Source organism: Mycolicibacterium xanthum, assembly GCF_019710635.1.
Taxonomy (GTDB): domain Bacteria; phylum Actinomycetota; class Actinomycetes; order Mycobacteriales; family Mycobacteriaceae; genus Mycobacterium; species Mycobacterium xanthum.
The window spans coordinates 1-19,179 of the sequence record NZ_JAIFZS010000015.1 but is presented as its reverse complement, the minus strand read 5'-3'; the positions used below and the strand labels follow the sequence as shown (position 1 = coordinate 19,179).

The 19,179-nt window shown below is 68.7% G+C and carries 7 protein-coding genes; all 7 read left to right on the top strand.

Annotated features, from left to right (window positions below; all coding sequences use genetic code 11):
- The first annotated feature begins 12 nt into the window (after positions 1-12).
- The gene (locus JDV09_RS08840) at positions 13-1,464 is read left to right on the top strand and encodes an acyl-CoA reductase (RefSeq protein WP_221368755.1); all 1,452 of its coding nucleotides are present in this window, start codon (positions 13-15) and stop codon (positions 1,462-1,464) included.
- 162 nt (positions 1,465-1,626) lie between these two features.
- Positions 1,627-3,300 carry an NAD(P)-binding protein gene (locus tag JDV09_RS08835; RefSeq protein ID WP_221368754.1) on the top strand — a complete coding sequence of 558 codons (1,674 nt, stop codon included), beginning with the start codon at positions 1,627-1,629 and terminating at the stop codon, positions 3,298-3,300.
- A complete protein-coding gene (gene nifJ, locus JDV09_RS08830; RefSeq protein ID WP_221368753.1) occupies positions 3,297-6,869 on the top strand; it encodes a pyruvate:ferredoxin (flavodoxin) oxidoreductase in 3,573 nt (1,190 codons plus the stop codon). The genes JDV09_RS08835 and nifJ overlap by 4 nt, the downstream gene beginning before the upstream one ends.
- Entirely contained in the window at positions 6,869-7,879 is a 1,011-nt protein-coding gene (locus tag JDV09_RS08825; RefSeq protein WP_221368752.1) for a dihydroorotate dehydrogenase-like protein, read from the top strand. Before nifJ ends, JDV09_RS08825 begins: the two co-directional genes overlap by 1 nt.
- Positions 7,880-8,228: 349 nt before the next feature.
- Entirely contained in the window at positions 8,229-12,227 is a 3,999-nt protein-coding gene (gene otsB / locus JDV09_RS08820) for a trehalose-phosphatase (RefSeq protein WP_221368751.1), read from the top strand.
- A gap of 322 nt (positions 12,228-12,549) precedes the next feature.
- Entirely contained in the window at positions 12,550-14,244 is a 1,695-nt protein-coding gene (locus tag JDV09_RS08815; RefSeq protein ID WP_221368750.1) for an acyl-CoA dehydrogenase family protein, read from the top strand.
- A gap of 10 nt (positions 14,245-14,254) precedes the next feature.
- Positions 14,255-19,179, top strand: a 4,925-nt coding sequence (locus JDV09_RS08810; protein WP_221368749.1) for a type I polyketide synthase, incomplete at its 3' end; no start/stop codon positions are given.

Sequence of the window (19,179 nt, the reverse complement as noted above, 5' to 3'; positions counted from 1 at the left end):
GAGGTGGGAAATATGATCAACCCCGTCGCACACGCTGTCATCCGTGGCGAGGTCGTCGACTCGGATCTGATCGAATACCCGGGCCGCGCCGGAGGCCTGACCTTCATGGCGCCCGACCCGCGGAAGTTCGTCGACCGGTTGCCGCTGGCCTCCCCCGGCGACATGGCCGATCTCTACGACCTGAGCTTCGACGACATCCTCGACTACCTGGAGGAGTTGGGGAAGCGGCTCGACATCAACAGCAACGAGCACATGCAGCAGGCGCGCGAACTCACCTACGACGTCGCACCGGTACCGCGTGAGCTCGTCGATCTGGGATACAGCGGTTTCACCACTTTCTTTGAACGCGACAAGGTCCGCCAGGTCGCCGAGAAGAGCGTCGGGCTGGACTATCTCGAGGGCTGGGTCGAGCACCGACTGATCGACGGTGTCATCATCAAGGTGCGGGCATTCGGCTCCCGAGGAGTGCACATCGTCGCCGGCAATGGACCCGGATTGGGCCTCCTGACGTTGCTGCGAAGCGCTATATCGCGCAGTGACTGCATCATCAAGGCGCCGTCGAACGACCCGTTCACATCCGCTGCGCTCGGCAAAACGATGTGTGAGATGGCACCCGATCACCCGCTCACCAAACATTTTGCCGTCGCATACTGGCAAGGTGGCGACGCTGCCGTGGAGGAGAAGCTCTTCCAGCCCCATAACGTCGAGAAGATCATCGCCTGGGGTGGATTCGCCGGCATCAAGCACGTTACGAAGTACATCCAGCCGGGCCTCGAACTCATCTCGCTCGATCCCAAGACGAGCATCAGCGTGGTCGGGCCGGAAGCTCTCGACGACGAGCAGCAGATGAAGGAGGCGGCATCGCGTCTCGCGATCGATATCGGTGGAGCCAATCAGGCCGGCTGTGCGAGTTCGCGCGTGACCTACGTGCTGACGGGATCCCATCAGGACGGCGTCGAGCGGATGACCGAACTCGCGAAACACACCTATGACGCGATCATGGAACTGCCGAGCACATTCAGCGTCATGCCGAAGTCATACGACAAAGAGCTGAAGTCACATGTGGACGCGCTGCGGCTCGACGACGACTGGTACGAGGTCATCGGCGGTGAGCGCGGCGAGGGCGCGATGATCGTCTCCAAGCTGCCACGGAAAGTCGATTTCGCTGCCTATCTCGCCGACCGCACCGCGAATTTCGTCCCGTGCGAGACCATCGACGATGTTCTCCTCGGCATCGATGCCTACACGCAGACGATCGGTGTCTGGCCGGAGAGCCTGAAAGCGCAATTGCAGGATGTCGTTCCCTTCTATGGCGCGCAGCGGCTGGTGACACTCGGGAACGCCCTCTACAACGGCCCACTCATCGGCCTGGCCCACGACGGGATGGAGCCGGTCCGGCGGATGTGCAAGTGGATCGCCAACGAGGTCTCCGAAGGCATCACGGATACCTCACCACTGAGTTGACGGTCGCCGACCGCGGCTGCAATTGCCGCGATTCCTCCAGGACTCGTTGAACGCAACGGATACCCCTCGGCTCTGCCCGAGGAATCGATCGAGTCGGCCACTTCGCCGGCTACCGCGCCATAACGGTGGCCACGCAGTCGGTGTGGCCATATTGTGAAGCCAATGACCGCCAACGCGAGCGGCGACGACTTCGGTGCCGGTGCAGCCGGGCCGCCGCTGGACATCACTCCCCTGCCGGATCTGCTGCGCGATCGGTCCCGCGCCGGGCCCGTCCGCGACCGCAGACCGGTCTACGTCGATCTCCTGCCGCCGTGCAATGCCGGCTGCCCGGCGGGTGAGAACATCCAAGCCTGGCTCAGCCACGCTCGAGCCGGCCGGCTCGAGCAGGCGTGGCGCCAGCTCGTCTCCGACAATCCGTTCGCCGCGATCCACGGTCGGGTCTGCTACCACCCGTGCGAATCGGTCTGCAATCGTGCCGATCTCGACGCCGCGGTGTCCATCCATTCGGTGGAGCGGTTCCTCGGTGATTCCGCGCGCGAACAGGGTTGGCAGTTCGAGCCGCCGGCGCAGCCGACCGGCAAGCGGGTGCTCGTGGTCGGCGCCGGACCGAGCGGACTGTCGGCCGCCTACCATCTGGCCCGACTGGGGCACCAGGTCGAGGTTCGCGATTCCGGCGCCGAACCCGGCGGCATGATGCGCTATGGCATCCCCAACTACCGGCTCCCCCGTGATGTCCTCGACGCCGAGGTGCAGCGCATCGCCGCGCTGGGGGTTCGGTTCACCTGCGATCACCGGGTGGAAGACCTCGCCGCGGAACGGGCGGAGGGCGACTTCGACGCCGTCTTCGTCGCTGTCGGGGCGCACCTGGCCAAACGTGTCGACATCCCGGCCCGCGACGCCGGGCCGATGTTGGATGCGTTGAGCTTCCTGCGCGCCGTCGCCACCGGTGAGCGGCCGGAGATCGGCCACCACGTGGCCGTCTACGGCGGCGGCAACACCGCGATGGACGCCGCGCGGGTGGCGCGCCGGCTCGGCGCCGACGATGCGGTCATCATCTACCGCCGCACCCGTGCGCAGATGCCCGCCCACCAGGAGGAGGCCCAGGAGGCCGAGCGGGAGGGCGTGCGGATCAACTGGTTGCGCACGATCACCGCCTTCGACGGCCCGGAGCTTCAGGTCGAGGTGATGGAACTGGACGAGTCGGGGCGTCCCCGGCCCACCGGGCATTTCGAGACCCTCGCCGCCGACACGGTGATCATGGCGTTGGGCCAGGAGACCGAGTCGGCGTTCATGCGGACGTTGCCGGGCGTGGAGTTCGAACGCGACGGCAGCGTCCGGGTGTCGTCGTCGCTGATGACCGGCTGCCCCGGGGTGTTCGCCGGCGGCGACATGGTGCCCAGCGAGCGCACCGTGACGGTCGGCGTCGGGCACGGCAAGAAGGCCGCGCGCCACATCGACGCCTGGCTGCGCGGTGACCACGTCGAGCCGGTTGCCAAACACCCGGTCGTCGGCTTCGACCAACTGCACCTGTGGTACTTCGGTGACGCAACCCGGCGCACCCAGCCCGAACTCCCCGCCGACCAGAGTGTGACCGGGTTCGACGAGGTGGTCGGCGGCTTGTCGGCCGATGCCGCGGTGTTCGAGGCGGGCCGATGCCTGTCCTGCGGCAACTGTTTCGAGTGCGACGGCTGCCTGGGCGCCTGCCCCGAGGACGCGGTGATCAAGCTGGGGACAGGACACCGCTACCGGTACGACTACGACAAATGCACCGGCTGTGCGGCGTGCTTCGAGCAGTGCCCGGTCCATGCCATCGACATGATCGAGGAGCCGACATGACCCGGGTCACGGTGGACGGCAACGAGGCGGCCGTATCGGTCGCCTACCGGCTCAACGAGGTGTGCTGCATCTACCCGATCACGCCGTCCTCGCCGATGGCCGAGCTGGCCGACGAATGGTCCAGCCGGAAGCGCCCCAACGTGTGGGGAACCGTCCCGTCCGTGATGGAGATGCAGAGCGAGGGCGGCGCCGCCGGCGCGCTGCACGGCGCGCTGCAGGGCGGGGCGTTGGCGACGACGTTCACCTCGTCGCAGGGCCTGCTGCTGATGATCCCGAACATGTACAAGATCGCCGGCGAGCTCACCTCGGCGGTGATGCACGTCGCGGCGCGCTCGCTGGCGGCCCAGGCGTTGTCGATATTCGGTGACCATTCCGACGTGATGGCCCTGCGCCAGACCGGGTTCGCGCTGCTGTCGTCCGCGTCGGTCCAGGAGGCACACGACCTGGCGCTGGTGGCGCAGGCGGCGACGCTGCGGACCCGGGTTCCGTTCGTGCACTTCTTCGACGGGTTCCGCACCTCCCACGAGCTCAACACGATCGACCTGCTCGACGACGAGGACCTGCGGGCGTTGGTGCCGGAGAACCTGATCCGGGAACACCGCGCCCGCGGCATGTCGCCGGAGCGGCCGTTCGTCCGCGGCACCGCGCAGAACCCGGACACCTACTTCCAGGCGCGCGAGTCCGTCAACCCGTTCTACGCCCGGGTGCCGGCCGTGGTCGAGGAGATGATGGCCCGGCTCGGCGAGCGGACCGGCCGCCACATGCACATCGTGGACTACACCGGCCACCCCCAGGCCGAACGGGTGCTGATCCTGATGGGCTCCGGCGGACAGACCGTCGCGCAGACCGTGACGGCGCTGTGCGAACGCGGCGAACGTGTCGGCGTCGTGCAGGTGCGGCTGTATCGACCGTTTCCCGCCGAGGCGCTGCTGGGCGCGCTGCCGCCGACCGTCCGCACGATCGGGGTGCTCGACCGCACCAAGGAACCCGGGTCCGAGGGTGAACCGCTCTATCTGGACGTCGTCGCCGCGCTCAGCACGGCCTACACCGACGGCGAACGGTCCCATCTGCCGCGGGTGTGCGGCGGGCGGTATGGCCTGTCGTCGAAGGAGTTCACCCCCGCCATGGTCGCCGGGGTGTTCGACGAACTGTCCCGGGAACGGCCCAGGCGGCACTTCACGGTCGGCATCGACGACGACGTGTCCGATTCCAGCCTCGCCTATGACCCGGCGTTCGACATCGAGTCCACCGACACCACCCGCGCGGTCTTCTTCGGCCTGGGCTCCGACGGAACCGTCGGCGCCAACAAGAACACGATCAAGATCCTCGGCGGGGAGGAGAACATCTACGCGCAGGCCTACTTCGTCTACGACTCGAAGAAGTCCGGCTCGCAGACCGTTTCGCACCTCCGGTTCGGGCCCGAACCGATTCGGGCCCCGTACCTGGTGGGTCAGGCCGACTTCGTCGGCTGCCATCAGTTCCGGTTCATGGAGCACGTCGACGTGCTCGGCCGGGCGGCGCCCGGCGCGGTGCTGCTGCTCAACTGCAGGCATTCTCCCGACGCCGTCTGGGACGCACTGCCCCGCACCGTGCAGCAGCAACTGATCGACAAGCGGATCAGGCTGTACACGGTCGACGCCAACAAGATCGCCCGCGACGTGGGCCTGGCCGGCCGGATCAACGTCGTGCTGCAGACCTGCTTCTTCGCGATCTCCGATGTGCTGCCCCGCGACAGGGCGCTGGCCAAGATCAAAGACGCCGTCGCCAAGACCTACGCCGACCACGGGGCCGACGTGGTCAGCCGCGAGCTCGCGGCGGTCGACCAGGCCATCGACGGGCTGCACCGGGTGGAGATCCCCGACCGGGTCAGCGCGACGCGTGACCCGGCGCCGGTCATCCCGGACAGCGCCCCGGCGTTCGTCCGGGAGGTGACCGCGGAGATGATCGCCGGTCGCGGCGACGCGCTGCCGGTCAGCGCGCTGCCCGTCGACGGCACCTACCCCAGCGGTACCTCCGCCTACGAGAAACGCAACATCTCCGATCTCGTCGCGGCGTGGGACCCCGACAGCTGCATCCAGTGCGGTAACTGCAGCTTCGTCTGCCCGCACAGCGTGATCCGCGCCAAGTTCTACCAGCAGGACCGGCTGGCGGCCGCTCCGGAGATGTTCCCGTCGGCGCCGCTGGACGCCGTCGGCCTGCCCGGCACCCGCTACACCCTGCAGGTCTACGCCGAAGACTGCACCGGGTGCGGGCTGTGCGTGGAGGCGTGTCCGGCCGTCACCCCGGGTAGTCCGACCGTCAAGGCGATCAACCTGGCGCCCCGGGAACCCTCGGGTGACGCGGGCCGGGAGAACGTCGCGTTCTTCGAGGCGCTGCCGACCAACGACCGGTCCCGGGTGGATTTCGGCACCGTGCGGGGCACCCAGTTCCTGCAGCCGCTGTTCGAGTTCCCCGGCTCGTGCGCGGGCTGCGGGGAGACGCCGTACCTCAAACTGTTGACCCAGCTGTTCGGCGATCGGCTGATGGTCGCCAACGCCACGGGCTGCTCGTCGATCTACGGCGGCAACATGCCCACCACCCCGTGGACCGCCAACGCCGACGGACGGGGGCCGGCGTGGTCCAATTCGCTGTTCGAGGACAACGCCGAGTTCGGTCTCGGCATGCGACTGGCCGCCGACACGCATACCCAACAGGCCCGCACCCTGATCGACAGACACCGCGACGTGCTCGGCGCCGATCTGGTCGACGAGGTCCTCGCCGCCCCCCAACTGCGGGAATCCGAGCTTGCGGCGCAACGCGCACGGGTGGCCGAACTCGCGGCGCGCCTGGACCGGCTCGAGCCCGGAGCCGCCGACGAATTGCGCAGCGTCATCGACAACCTGATCCGGCACAGCGTGTGGATCGTCGGTGGCGACGGCTGGGCCTTCGACATCGGGTCCGGCGGACTCGACCACATCCTGGCCAGCGGCCGCAATGTCAACGTCCTGGTGCTCGACACCGAGGTCTACTCCAACACCGGCGGGCAGATGTCGAAGTCGACCCCGCTGGGCGCGGTGGCCAAGTTCGCGGCGGGCGGGAAGTCGGTGCCGCGCAAAGACCTCGCGCTGCAGGCGATCGCGTACGGAAGCGTCTATGTCGCCCGGGTGGCGATGGGGGCCGACCCGCAGCAGACCCTGCAGGCGTTCCGGGAGGCCGAGTCCTATGACGGGCCCTCGCTGGTGATCGCGTACAGCCACTGCATCGCGCACGGCGTCGAGATGCGCCACGGGCTCGACCAGCAGTACCGCGCCGTGGCCAGCGGGCACTGGCCGTTGCTGCGCTACGACCCGATGCTGCGGGGCAGCGGGAAGACCCCGTTCCTGCTGGACTCGCACCGCCCGCGCATCCCGCTCGCCGACTACCGCGAGCAGGAGCTGCGCTTCCGAAGCCTGGCGAACGCCGATCCGGACGAGGCCGAGCGGCTCACGGCGCTCGCGCAGGAGTCGGTGATCCAGCGCTGGAACACCTACGAGGGTATGGCCTCAGCCGAGCCGCACGAGTTCCTGGCCGACACCCGCAAGGAGCGCTGATGGACCTGTCCACCCGGTACCTCGGGCTCACCCTGACCAATCCGCTGCTCGCCTCGGCCTCCCCGTTGAGCCGCACGCTCGACGGCGTCCGCCGCCTAACCGACGCCGGCGTCGGCGGCGTCGTGCTCTATTCGCTGTTCGAGGAGCAACTTCGCCACGAAGCCGAACGCAATGCCCGGCTGGTCGCCCAGGGCAACGAGAGCTTCGCCGAATCGCTGACCTACTTCCCCGCCGCCGTCGAGGAGGACCACGGCGCGAACCGGTACCTGAACCTCCTCGAGCGTGCCGCGAGCGCCGTGCAGGTCCCCGTCATCGGCAGCCTGAACTGCACCACAACCGGTGGCTGGGCCCGTTATGCACGCTCCATGCAGGACGCCGGCGCCGCCGCGATCGAGGTGAACATCTACTACCTACCGGGCAGCCCGGCCGTCGACGGCCGCGAGGTCGAGCAACGCCACGTCGACGTGCTGCGACTGGTCAAGGACGCGGTGACGGTGCCGGTCGCGATCAAGCTCAGCCCGTACTTCAGCGCGACCGCCGAGATGGTGCAGCGCCTCGATGAGGCCGGCGCCGACGGGTTGGTGCTGTTCAACCGGTTCCTGCAGCCGGACATCGACTGCGAGACTCTGACCACGGTCCCCGAGGTGACGCTCTCGACGCCGGCCGAATCCCGCCTGCCACTCACGTGGATCGCACTGCTGCACGGTCGGGTACGCGCGTCGCTGGCCGCCACCACCGGAGTCGACACCGCGACCGACGTGATCAAGTACCTGCTCGCCGGAGCGGACGTCGTCCAGTCCGCATCGGCGCTGCTGCGCCACGGCACCCGACACGCGGCCGTGCTGCTCGACGGGCTACGAAGCTGGATGCAGCGGAAGGGTTACACCTCCCTCGACGAGGTCCGCGGACTGCTCGCGATACCCGCCACCGAGGACCGGACAGCGCGCGGGCGCGCAGACTACGTGAGCGCGGTCCGCGACGCCGATCTGGGCACCCACGGCGGCTGGTGACGGACTCGGCGATCGACAACTCCCATGCGCGGACAGAAGGCCTTTGCGCGGAACCCATCGTCGGATTTTGAGTGTAGGCGGGTCGGCTGATCACTACGCTGCGGTGCGTACGGCGCAGAAACACAACGGGCGCAGGATGGGGAAGTCCTGCGGTCCGGGCTATTTGGGACATCGAGGTCGGCGTGCATGGTATGGGCCGCTTGAAAGGCTGGCGAGGGTTGGTAGTGAACAAGTACGTGCGTCTCTCCGACGGGGTCGGTATCGAGGATGTGCCGCCGGTCGGCAGTGAGAACACCTCGTTGGGCGAGATGTTTCCGTCGGCAGACCGTTACGCGCGAGGCGCCTGACCATGCAGCTGCCAACCGCCGTCGACCCGCGCTACCACGACGCGGTGATCTTCGACCTCGACGAACTGCTGTCCGAAGCCGCCTCCGTTCAGCGCGCGGCGTGTGCGTCGCTGTTCAACGATTTTCTGACGCGACGTCCCCCGCACGAGGGCGAGGACCGCTCCCTCTTCACCGATGACGACTACCAGCGACTGGACGAAACGAAGCCGTGCTCCGACCGGATCGCCGAATTCCTTGCTTCGCGGGGGATCTCGCTTCCCCCCGGCGGGCCGTCGGAGACCGGACAAGACACGATATACGGGCTGGCCAATCGTCACCGGAGCCTGTATCTGGATGCGCTCAGCGAGCGTGTGCCGCGGTTCGCGGCCATCGTCACCCTGGCGCGAAGGCTGCGCGGCATCGGTGTCGCCACGGCGGTCCACGCGTCCGGCCTCGTCTGCGAGCAGGTGTTGAAGTCCGCCGGCCTTGCGGACCTGTTCGATGTCTGTATCGACGGTTCAGCGGCAGAGGGGCTCCAGATCGCCGGGAACCCGGGCCTGGCCGTCCTGGCTAGGACCAAACACCTGTTGGAGGCCACCGACACGCTCGGCGTGCCTGCGCAACGCTCGATCCTCATCGCAGATACCGAGGAGGGCGTGACCGCGGGCCGTGATGCCGGGTTCGCCCTCGTCGTCGGTGCCAACTGGACCGGGGACGCCGACCGGCTGTTCGAACGGGGCGCCGACGTCCTGGTCGCCGATCTCGCCGATATCGCCGTGCGCACCGGCGGCAAGCGGATATCGACAGTTCCGAATGTGCTGCATGCGTACGGCCAGCTGGCCACCCTTGCCGGCGCCCGGGAGTCGGTGGTGATCCTCAACTTCGACGGAGTGCTGTCCCGGTACGTTTCGGATCCGGCCGCGGCCACGCTGGTAGAAGGAGTGGCCGAGGGGCTGCAGCGACTTGCTCGGGTGTCCCCCGTTGTCGTCATCAGCGGTCGCGATCTCGCCGATGTTCGCGAGCGGGTGGGCATACCGGGTGTCTGGTATGCGGGCGGCCACGGGTTGGATCTGGCCGGGCCCGACGGCAGTCACTACGAGAACGCCGAGGCGGCGGCCATGACGCCCGTGCTGGGGGAGGTGGCCGCCGAACTGCGCGATGCCATCGGACAGATCCCGGGAGTGCGAGTCGAGCACAAGCGGCTCGCCGTCGCGGTGCACATCGGTGACGTGGCATCGGAGCACGTCGGCGAGGTCGTCGCGACCGCGCACCGGCTCGGACAGCGAAGGACCCTGCGAGTGGTCAACGGGCGCAGGCTGGTCGAGTTGCGGCCGAACGTCGACTGGGACACGGCCACCACGCTGGCATGGATCCGATCCCATATCAACGCATCGAAACCCCTTCTCCCCATCTACATCGGCGGCGATCCGGCCGACGAGGATGCATTCGACGCGGTCCAATTCAACGGCGTCGGGATCGTTGTGCGCCACGACGAGGACGGCGACCGAAGAACGGCCGCCCGCTACACCCTGGACGGCCCCGAACAGGTCCGGGAGATACTCGATCTGGGGTCTCGATGGATGGCCTACAAGCATGAGATCGACGTCGATGCTTGGCATTTCACCTACGAGGGGTACGACCCGGCCAGCGAGAAGCTGCGCGAGGCGTTGTGCACCGTGGGAAACGGTTACTTCGCCACCAGAGGCGCCGCACCGGAGTCGAAGGCCGGGCAGGTGCACTATCCGGGCACCTATGCCGCCGGGGTCTACAACCGTCTGTTCGACGACGTATCGGGTGTGACCATCGACAACGAGAGCCTGGTGAACCTACCGAACTGGCTCCCCCTGACGTTCCGGATCGACGGCGGCGAGTGGTTTTGCATCGACCATGTCACCGTGTTGTCCTATCGGCAATCGCTCGACCTCCGCGGCGCCGTGCTGACCAGGGAAGTACGCTTCCGCGACGACGCCGGCCGGACCACTTCGCTGAACCAGCAACGATTCGTCGCCATGCACATGCCGCACGTCGCTGCGCTGACGACCACGATCGTCGCCGAGGATTGGTCCGGCCGGGTCGAGATCCGATCGACGCTGGACGGCAATGTCCGCAACTCGTTGGTCGAGCGTTACCGGGAGTTGGCCGACGAGCATCTGCGCGTGCTGGACAAGCGTGAAATCTCCGAGGATTCGGTGCTTCTGGCGGTCGAGACGACGCAATCACGAATCCCCATCGCGCTCGCTGCGCGAACCACGCTGCGGCGCGGTGAGACCCCGACTGCTGGAGGTGAACAGCCGGGGCGGGACGCTTCTGTCACCCGCCGACCGGTGGATCAGGACGGGCAAATCGGCCATGACATGGCCACGGAGCTGTCGATGGGTGAGTCGTTGACGGCGGAGAAGGTGGTGACCCTGTTCACCGGCCGCGATGTCGGGATTTCGGAGCCCGCCGAGGCAGCCCAGCGTTGGCTGGGCCGACTCGGCAGCTTCAGTGATGTGCTGGCGGGACACCTGAGCACCTGGAACCATCTCTGGGAGCGCTCCTCGATCGAGTTCGACCAATTCACAGACGAATTGCGCATCCTGCGCTTGCACATGCTGCAACTGCTCCAGACGGTGTCACCCAACTGCGCCGACCTCGATGTCGGGGTGCCGGCGCGCGGTCTGCACGGCGAGGCCTATCGCGGGCACATCTTCTGGGACGAGCTGTTCATCTTTCCGGTCCTCAACCTTCGACTGCCGATGATCACCCGCTCCCTGCTGCGGTATCGGCATCGTCGGCTGCCCGAAGCCCGCCATGCCGCCCGTGCGGCCGGCTACTCCGGTGCGATGTTTCCCTGGCAGTCCGGCAGCGATGGGCGCGAAGAAAGTCAACGACTGCACCTCAACCCGCGCAGCGGGCGGTGGAACCCTGACGCGAGCGCTCGCGCGCACCACATCGGCATCGCTGTCGCGTACAACGCGTGGACGTTCTACCAGGTCACCGGGGACCTCGCGTATCTGATCGACTACGGCGCCGAGATGCTGGTCGAGATCGCCCGCTTCTGGGTCAGCAGGGTGACCTACGACAAGGAGCGCGACCGCTACAGCATCCGCGGCGTCATCGGGCCCGACGAGTTCCATTCCGGATACCCGGACGCACCCTACGACGGCATCGACAACAACGCCTACACCAACGTCATGGCGGTGTGGGTGATCATGAAGGTGTTCGAAACCCTGGAACTGATGCCACTCCCGAACCGGCTCGACCTCCGGGACAACCTGCGTCTGGGCGACGATGAACTGGCGCATTGGGACGAGGTGAGTCGACGGATGTTCGTCCCCTTCCACGCCGGCGTGATCAGCCAGTTCGAGGGCTACGGCGACCTCGCGGAACTGGACTGGGACCACTATCGCGACAAGTACGGCAACATCCAGCGCCTGGATCGCATCCTGGAGGCGGAGGGTGACGACGTCAACCGCTACCAGGCATCCAAGCAAGCCGATGCGCTGATGCTGCTCTATCTGATGTCGGGAACCGAGTTGAGCGAGGTGCTCGAACGGCTCGGCTACCGGTTCGCCCCCGCGCAGATTCCGGCGATGGTGGACTACTACATGGCGCGGACCTCGCACGGTTCGACGCTGTCGGGCGTGGTGCACAGCTGGGTGTTGACCAGGGCCAACCGCGAACGCGGAATGGAGTTCTTCCGGGAGGCGCTGATCTCTGACATCGACGACATCCAGGGCGGCACCACATCCGAGGGCATCCACCTTGCGGCGATGGCCGGCAGTGTCGACCTCATGCAGCGGTGTTTCACCGGCATGGAGACCCGCGCCGACCGGATCATCCTCTCCCCGCACTGGCCGCAGACGCTCGGCGAGTTGTCGGTGCCCATCCACTACCGCGGCCTGCACCTGCACCTGCGGGTCAGCGGCAAGGGCGTGATCGTCAGCGTGGAACCACGGGGCATCGGCGGAATCGACGTGGAGTGCCACGGCCAGGTTCAGCGGCTGACCCCCGGCAGCACCGTCCGATTCCCCGCTTGATTGTTCCCGGGGGCAAGTTCTCGAAAATCCCGCGACGACGTCGAACCCGAACTACGTTCGCATACGCAGGACATAGGGGACCAAACGGGGTGGGACAGCCACTCGTGCATTCCTGGTGGTGGTCGAGTGCGATCTTGCCGTCGACGATCGAGCGGTTTCGTTATCCCATGGGGCCGACGACATCGGTCGCAGCAACCCTCGCTCATCGTCAGTCCCGGGCGCATCAACGCCCAACCCCGGGTGTGTCGGGGCAGCTGATGTGGCCGAAACCGCCGCACCCGGCGCCCGAACCCGTCGATCGGCACGAACCGTAGGGGCTGCCATGACCGCGACCGAAGGGCTGGACCGCGAAGCCCTCGACATGATGCTGGCTTCGTTGGACGAATTCGTCACCGAGGCCCTCCCGGACGAGCGCCGGCTCGATCTCGACCACGAGGACGTCTGTCCGGAGGACACCATCCGGGCGATGTGCGGCGAGGAACTGGGCGTGCACCTGGTCTTCATCCCCGAGGAGTACGGCGGGTTGGGTGGCGGCGCGTTCGACTCGTATCGGGTGTGCGAACGGCTGGCCCGCATCGACATCGGCGTCGCGACGTCGGTGTTCGCCACGTTCCTGGGGACCGACCCGATCCTGATCGGCGCGACGGCCGAGCAGCGCAAGCAGTGGCTGGGCCGCATCGCCGAGGAAGGCATTCTGTTCGCCTACGGCGCGACCGAACCCGAGGCGGGCAGTGACCTGGGCGCGATGAAAACGACGGCCACCCCGGTCGAGACCGACGGGCAGGTGACCGGATATCGGCTCAACGGGCGCAAGCAGTGGATCAGCAACGGCTCGATCGCCGACGTCTGCTCGGTTCTGGCACTGGCTCCCGGCGGCCCGTCCTGGTTCATCGTGGAAAGGGGCACGGCCGGTTTCTCGGCGGCGCATCCCGAAGACAAGCACGGCATCCGGCTGTCGAACACGGCCGCGCTGTTCCTCGACGACGTCGAGGTGCCGGCGGAGAACCTGGTGGGACGCGAGGAGGGCCGCGGCCTCATCCAGGCCCAGCAGGTCTTCGGCTACACCCGGGTGATGGTCGCCGCCTTCGGCCTCGGCGGCGGCTGGGAGGCGCTCGACCGAGCGATCGCCTACTCGGTCGACCGGGTGCAGGGCGGCGCGCCGCTGTCGACCAAGCAGGGTTTCACGCACAAGCTGATCGTGCCGCACGCCGTGCGACTGGAAGCCGCGCGCGCGTTGATCGAGGAGACCGCGACGCGCATCGACGCCGGCGAGGGCGCAGATGGCGCCCTCAACACCGAAGGGGCGATCGCGAAGTACCTGGCGACCGAGGCCGGCAACGCCGCCGCCGAGGCGGCCATCCAGGCCCACGGCGGCTACGGCTACACCCGCGAGTACCTGGTCGAGAAGATCAAGCGGGATGTCCGCATCACGATGATCTACGAGGGGACCTCGGAGATCCTGGAGATGACGATCGCCCGGGACCGCTGGCAGCAGCACCTCAAGACCTCCGGCGCTTACTACCGCGACGCGGCGCGCGCGCTCGCGGACGTTCCCGGGGACTGTGGCGGCCCGGCGGCCGCGCTGGCGCAGGAATGTCTGGCCGCGGTGATGGAGGCGTGTCGGGTGGGTCGGCTGACCCGCAACCAGCACGTGTTGCTGCGACTGGGCGAACTGGTGGCCTATGCCGAAAGCGCCGCCGCGCTGGCCCGCCGCGCCGCCGCGGCCGCGGCCGGCACGCTGCCCGAGAAGGCCGACACCCGCTTCTCGCCGGCCGCATTGGCCACCGTCAGTCGGGTGTTCGCCCGCGACGCCGTGTTGAAGGTTGCCGAAGAGGGGTTGCGCTGGGTGTCCGGCGCGGGCGCCGGAGTGGATGTGGCCGCGGGCGCCGGAATGGATGTGGCCGCGGGCGCCGGAGTGGATCTGGCCGCAACCCTGCCGCTCGACCGGACGCGGGCCGCACAGTCCGGTCTGCTCGACGACATGAACCTCGTGGCGGACGCGCTGTACGGAAGGTAGGCCGAACACCGTGACGACACCCATGCCGGAACCGATCGCCGTGGTCGGCGTCGCCGCAATCATGCCCGGGGCGCCCGACGCAACCTCGTTCTGGGCCAACATCAAGGCAGGCCAGTACAGCATCAGCGACGTCCCGCCCGAGCGTTGGGATCCCGAGTTGTACTACGACCCCGACCCGCAGGCGCCGGACAAGACGTACTCGCGGATCGGTGGATGGGTCCGCGACTTCACCTGGGAGCCACTGGCCTGGAAGCTGCCGATCCCACCGGCGGTCAGCGCCCAGATGGACACGGGGCAGCAGTGGGCGGTCGCGGGCACCCGTGCTGCGCTGCTCGATGCCGGCTGGCCGGATTGGACGGTGGACCCGGAACGAGTCGCCGTCATCATCGGCAACGCGATCGGGGGCGACAAGCAGCACCGCAGCAACCTGCGGATCGAGTTTCCCGAATTCGCCCGTGAACTCGGCGCCGCCCCGTCGTTCGCCGCACTGGCACCCGAGGTGCGCGAGGCCGTGCTCGCCGAGACCCACTCCTCCTTTTCCGCGAACTTCGAGGAGATCACCGAGGACACCATGCCCGGCGAGCTCGCCAACGTGGTCGCCGGCCGGGTGGCCAACCTGTTCAACTTCCGCGGCCCGAACTTCACCACGGATGCGGCGTGTGCCTCTGCGCTGGCCGCGATGTCGGCCGCGGTGCGCGGGTTGCAGGCCAGCGACTTCGACACCGCCGTCGCCGGTGGTGTCGACCGCAACATGGACGCACCCGGATTTGTGAAGTTCTGCAAGATCGGCGCGCTCTCGGCGACCGGCACCCGCCCGTTCGACGCGGGTGCCGACGGCTTCGTGATGGGCGAGGGGGCTGCCCTCTACGTCCTCAAGAGGTTGTCCGACGCCGAGCGCGACGGTGACCGGATCTATGCGGTGCTGCTCGGCATCGCCGGGTCCAGCGACGGCCGCGGAAAGGGCATCACCGCGCCGAACCCGGTCGGGCAGCGGCTGGCGGTGGAGCGTGCGTGGCACGCCGCCGGTGTCGACCCCGTGCGGGCGGGTTACGTCGAGGCGCACGGCACGTCGACGCGGGTCGGCGACGCCACCGAACTGGCCAGTCTGACCGACGTGTTCGGCAAGGCCGGCGCGGCGAGCGGGTCGATCGCACTGGGTTCGGTGAAGTCGAACATCGGTCACCTCAAGGGGGCCGCCGGCGCCGCCGGCCTGTTCAAGACGGTGTTGAGCCTGCACGAGAAGGTGCTGGCACCCAGCCTGCACTTCGAGCACCCCAACGACAACGTCGACTGGGACGAGATCCCGTTCCGGGTCAACACCGAGCTTCGGGAGTGGCCGTCATCGGAGTCCGGGGCGCGCTGCGCCGGCGTGAGCGCCTTCGGGTTCGGCGGCACCAACTTCCACGCCGTCCTCGAGGAGTACGTGCCCGGCCGGTACCGACCGCCCGACGCGGGCCGGTCGTTCCCCGGTGCGACGGTCGAGCGCCGATCCGCGTCCCCCGCCGGCGCGACGACCCCGGCACCGGCCGACCGCAAGGCGCCGCTGCGCGGGGCGGCCGTGGTGGGCGGCGCGGACGATGCCGAGGTCGCCACCCAATTGGAGCGACTGGCCGCCGCGGCGTCGGCCGGACGCGCACCCGAACCCGCACCCCCGGACCCGGCGCTGGCCGCCGCGGCGGTGCGGGTGGCCATCGACTACGCCGATGCCGCCGAGCTGGCCACCAAGGCGGCCAAGGCGGTCCAGGCGCTGCGCGGCGCCAATCCGGCAGGCAACCAGGCACTCTGGCGGATCCTGCGCGCCCAAGGGGTGTTCGTCGGCCGCGGCGCCCCGGGCAAGGTGGCGTTCCTCTACACCGGTCAGGGTTCGCAGTACGTCAACATGCTGGCCGAGCTGCGCCGACGCGAGCCGGTCGTGGCGGCGACGTTCGACGAGGCCGACCGGGTGATGGAGCCGCTGCTCGGGAAGCCGTTGACCGAGTACATTTTCGCCGACACCGCCGACGAGTCCACCGCCCAGCGGCTCGAGCAGCAGCTCATGCAGACCGAGATCACCCAGCCGGCGGTGCTGACGACCGATCTGAGTATGACCCGAATGCTGGCCGCCTACGGCGTGCGCCCGGACATGGTCATGGGCCACAGCCTCGGCGAGTACGGCGCCCTGGTGGCTGCGGGCGCGCTGTCGTTCGACGCCGCGCTGGAAGCGGTCAGCGCCCGGGGCCGGGAGATGGCGCACCTGTCGGTGGGCGACAACGGCGCGATGGCCGCGGTGTCCGCCCCGCTCGCCGACATCGAACGGATCGTCGACGAAACCGACGGCTACGTCGTCGTCGCGAACGTGAACAGCACCAGCCAGGCGGTCATCGGCGGTGACACCGACGCGGTGGATCGGGCGGTCGAATCGTTCCGGGCCGCCGGGGTCACCGCCAACAGGATCCCGGTCAGCCACGCGTTCCACACCGCGATCGTGGCCCCGGTGAGCGAACCGCTGAAGGCCGTCCTGCGCCGGCTCGAGGTTCGGCCGCCGGTCCTGCCGATCGTGGCGAACGTGACCGGCGAGTTCTATCCCGACGGCGCCGACGTCGACACGATGCTGGATCTGCTCTCCCGCCAGGTGGCCTCCCCGGTCCAGTTCGTCGAGGGGCTGCGCACGCTGTACGCCGCGGGGGCAAGGGTTTTCGTCGAGGTCGGCCCCAAGAAGGCGCTGCACGGCTTCGTGGAGGACGTGTTGGGCGACAGCGACGGGGATGGGGTGCTGGCGCTGTTCACCAACCACCCCAAGACCGGCGACGTCGCCTCCTTCAATCAGGCGCTGTGCGGGCTCTACGCCGCCGGGCTGGGGTACGCCGCGCCGGACGGGACGGCCGACCACGCCACCCCGGCTACCACCGCCGTCGACAGGACCCCCATGACCACTGCGATGACCGACGATCAGTTCGCCCGGCTGGGGCGCCTCGTTTTCGACGTTGTGGAGCACGGCATGCCGGCCGGAGCCGTACCGCCGGCCGCCGCGGCGCCGGTGGTGATCACCGGCGCGGCGCTCGGCCTGCCCGGGGTCGAGCGGGTTTTCGACGACGAGAACGTCGCTCGCATCCTGGACGGCCAGCAGTTCATCGAAGCGATCCCGCACAAGCTGCGCCGCGAGATGGTCGACCGGCACATCACCCGGCTGGTCAAGCGCGACTCCGGCGACCCGACCTTCGAGACGATCGACAACGAGGCCCAGGTCGTCAAGCTGGCCGGCCGCGGCGCGCCGCTGGATGTGGTGAGCGAGTTCGGGGTCGACGCCGCCCGCGACGCCGCGCTCGACTCGACAACCCGGCTCGCCATCGGAGCGGGTTTCGACGCGCTTCGCGACGCCGGGATTCCGCTCGTCATGCACTACAAGACCACGACGCTGGGCACCCAGCTGCCGGATCGCTGGGGGTTGCCGGAGTCGATGCGGGACGACACCGGCGTCATCTTCGCGTCCGCCTTCCCCGGGCTCGGCAACTTCGCCGATGACCTGGACCGCTACTACACCGACCGGGGCAACCGCGAGCAGCTGGCCGCGCTGGAGGCGGTGCGGACCCGGATGGCCGACGCCGACCCGGCCGCCGCCGAGGTCGACCGGCGAATCCATGAGCTGCGGCACGCCATCGAGACCGACCCGTTCGTGTTCGACCGCCGTTTCATCTTCCGGTGCCTGTCGATGGGACACTCGCAGTTCGCCGAGATCATCGGAGCTCGCGGTCCCAACACGCAGGTCAATGCCGCCTGTGCGAGCACCACCCAGGCGGTGTCGGTCGCCGAGGACTGGATCCGCAGCGGCCGCTGCCGCCGGGTGATCGTGGTGTCGGCCGACGACGCCAGCTCCGATGCGCTGCTGCCCTGGCTGGCGTCGGGGTTCCTGGCCTCCGGGGCCGCCGCCACCGACGACGTCCCCGAGGAGGCCGCCACGCCGTTCGACCGGCGCCGGCACGGGATGATCCTGGGCATGGGGGCCGCGGCCTTTGTCGTGGAGTCCGCCGATGCCGCCGCCGAACGCGGGCTGCAACCGATCTGCGAAGTCCTCGGCACGGTCACGGCCAACAGCGCCTTCCACGGCACCCGCCTGGACATCGGGCACATCGGCGCGATCATGGAGAAGCTGGTTGCACAGGCCGAGGCCCGCGGGGTGGACCGGCACGCCATCGCGGCGAACACGATGTTCGTGTCCCACGAGACCTACACACCGGCCCGCGGCGGCAGCGCTGCCGCCGAGATCCACGCGCTGCGAGAGGTTTTCGGTTCCGACGCCGACGCCGTCGTGATCACCAACACCAAGGGCTTCACCGGGCATGCGATGGGCGCCGGGGTGGAGGACGTCGTCGCCATCAAGGCGCTGGAGACCGGCGTGGTTCCGCCGGTGCCCAACTACAAGGAGCCCGATCCGGGGCTGGGCCGGCTGAACCTGTCGACGGGCGGCGGCTACCCCGTGCAGTACGCGCTGCGGCTGGGCGCGGGGTTCGGCTCACAGATCGCGATGACGCTGATGCGCTGGACTCCTGTCCCTGATGGCCGGCACCGCCCGCCCGACGAACTGGGGTACGAATACCGGATCGTCGACCAGGGCGCCTGGCGGCGCTGGCTGGCGGAGGCGGCCGGCACCGCCGACGCCCAACTCGAGGTGGTCCAGCACCGGCTGCGGGTGGTCGATGCCGGCGCGCCGGCGAAGGCGGCACCGCCGGTTGCACCGGCGAAGGCGGCGCCGCCGGTTGCGCCGGTGAAGGCGCCGGCGGCGCAACCCGCACCGGTGCCGCAGGTGCCCGCCGCCTCCCAAGCCCCGGCAGCTGCGGCCCCAGCTCCCGCGCCCACCGAAGCCCCGGCGGCGGCCGCGCCGGCGGCCGGTGGTGATGAGATGACCGACACCATCGTCGGCATCGTCTCCGAACTCACCGGCTACCCACCGGATCTGCT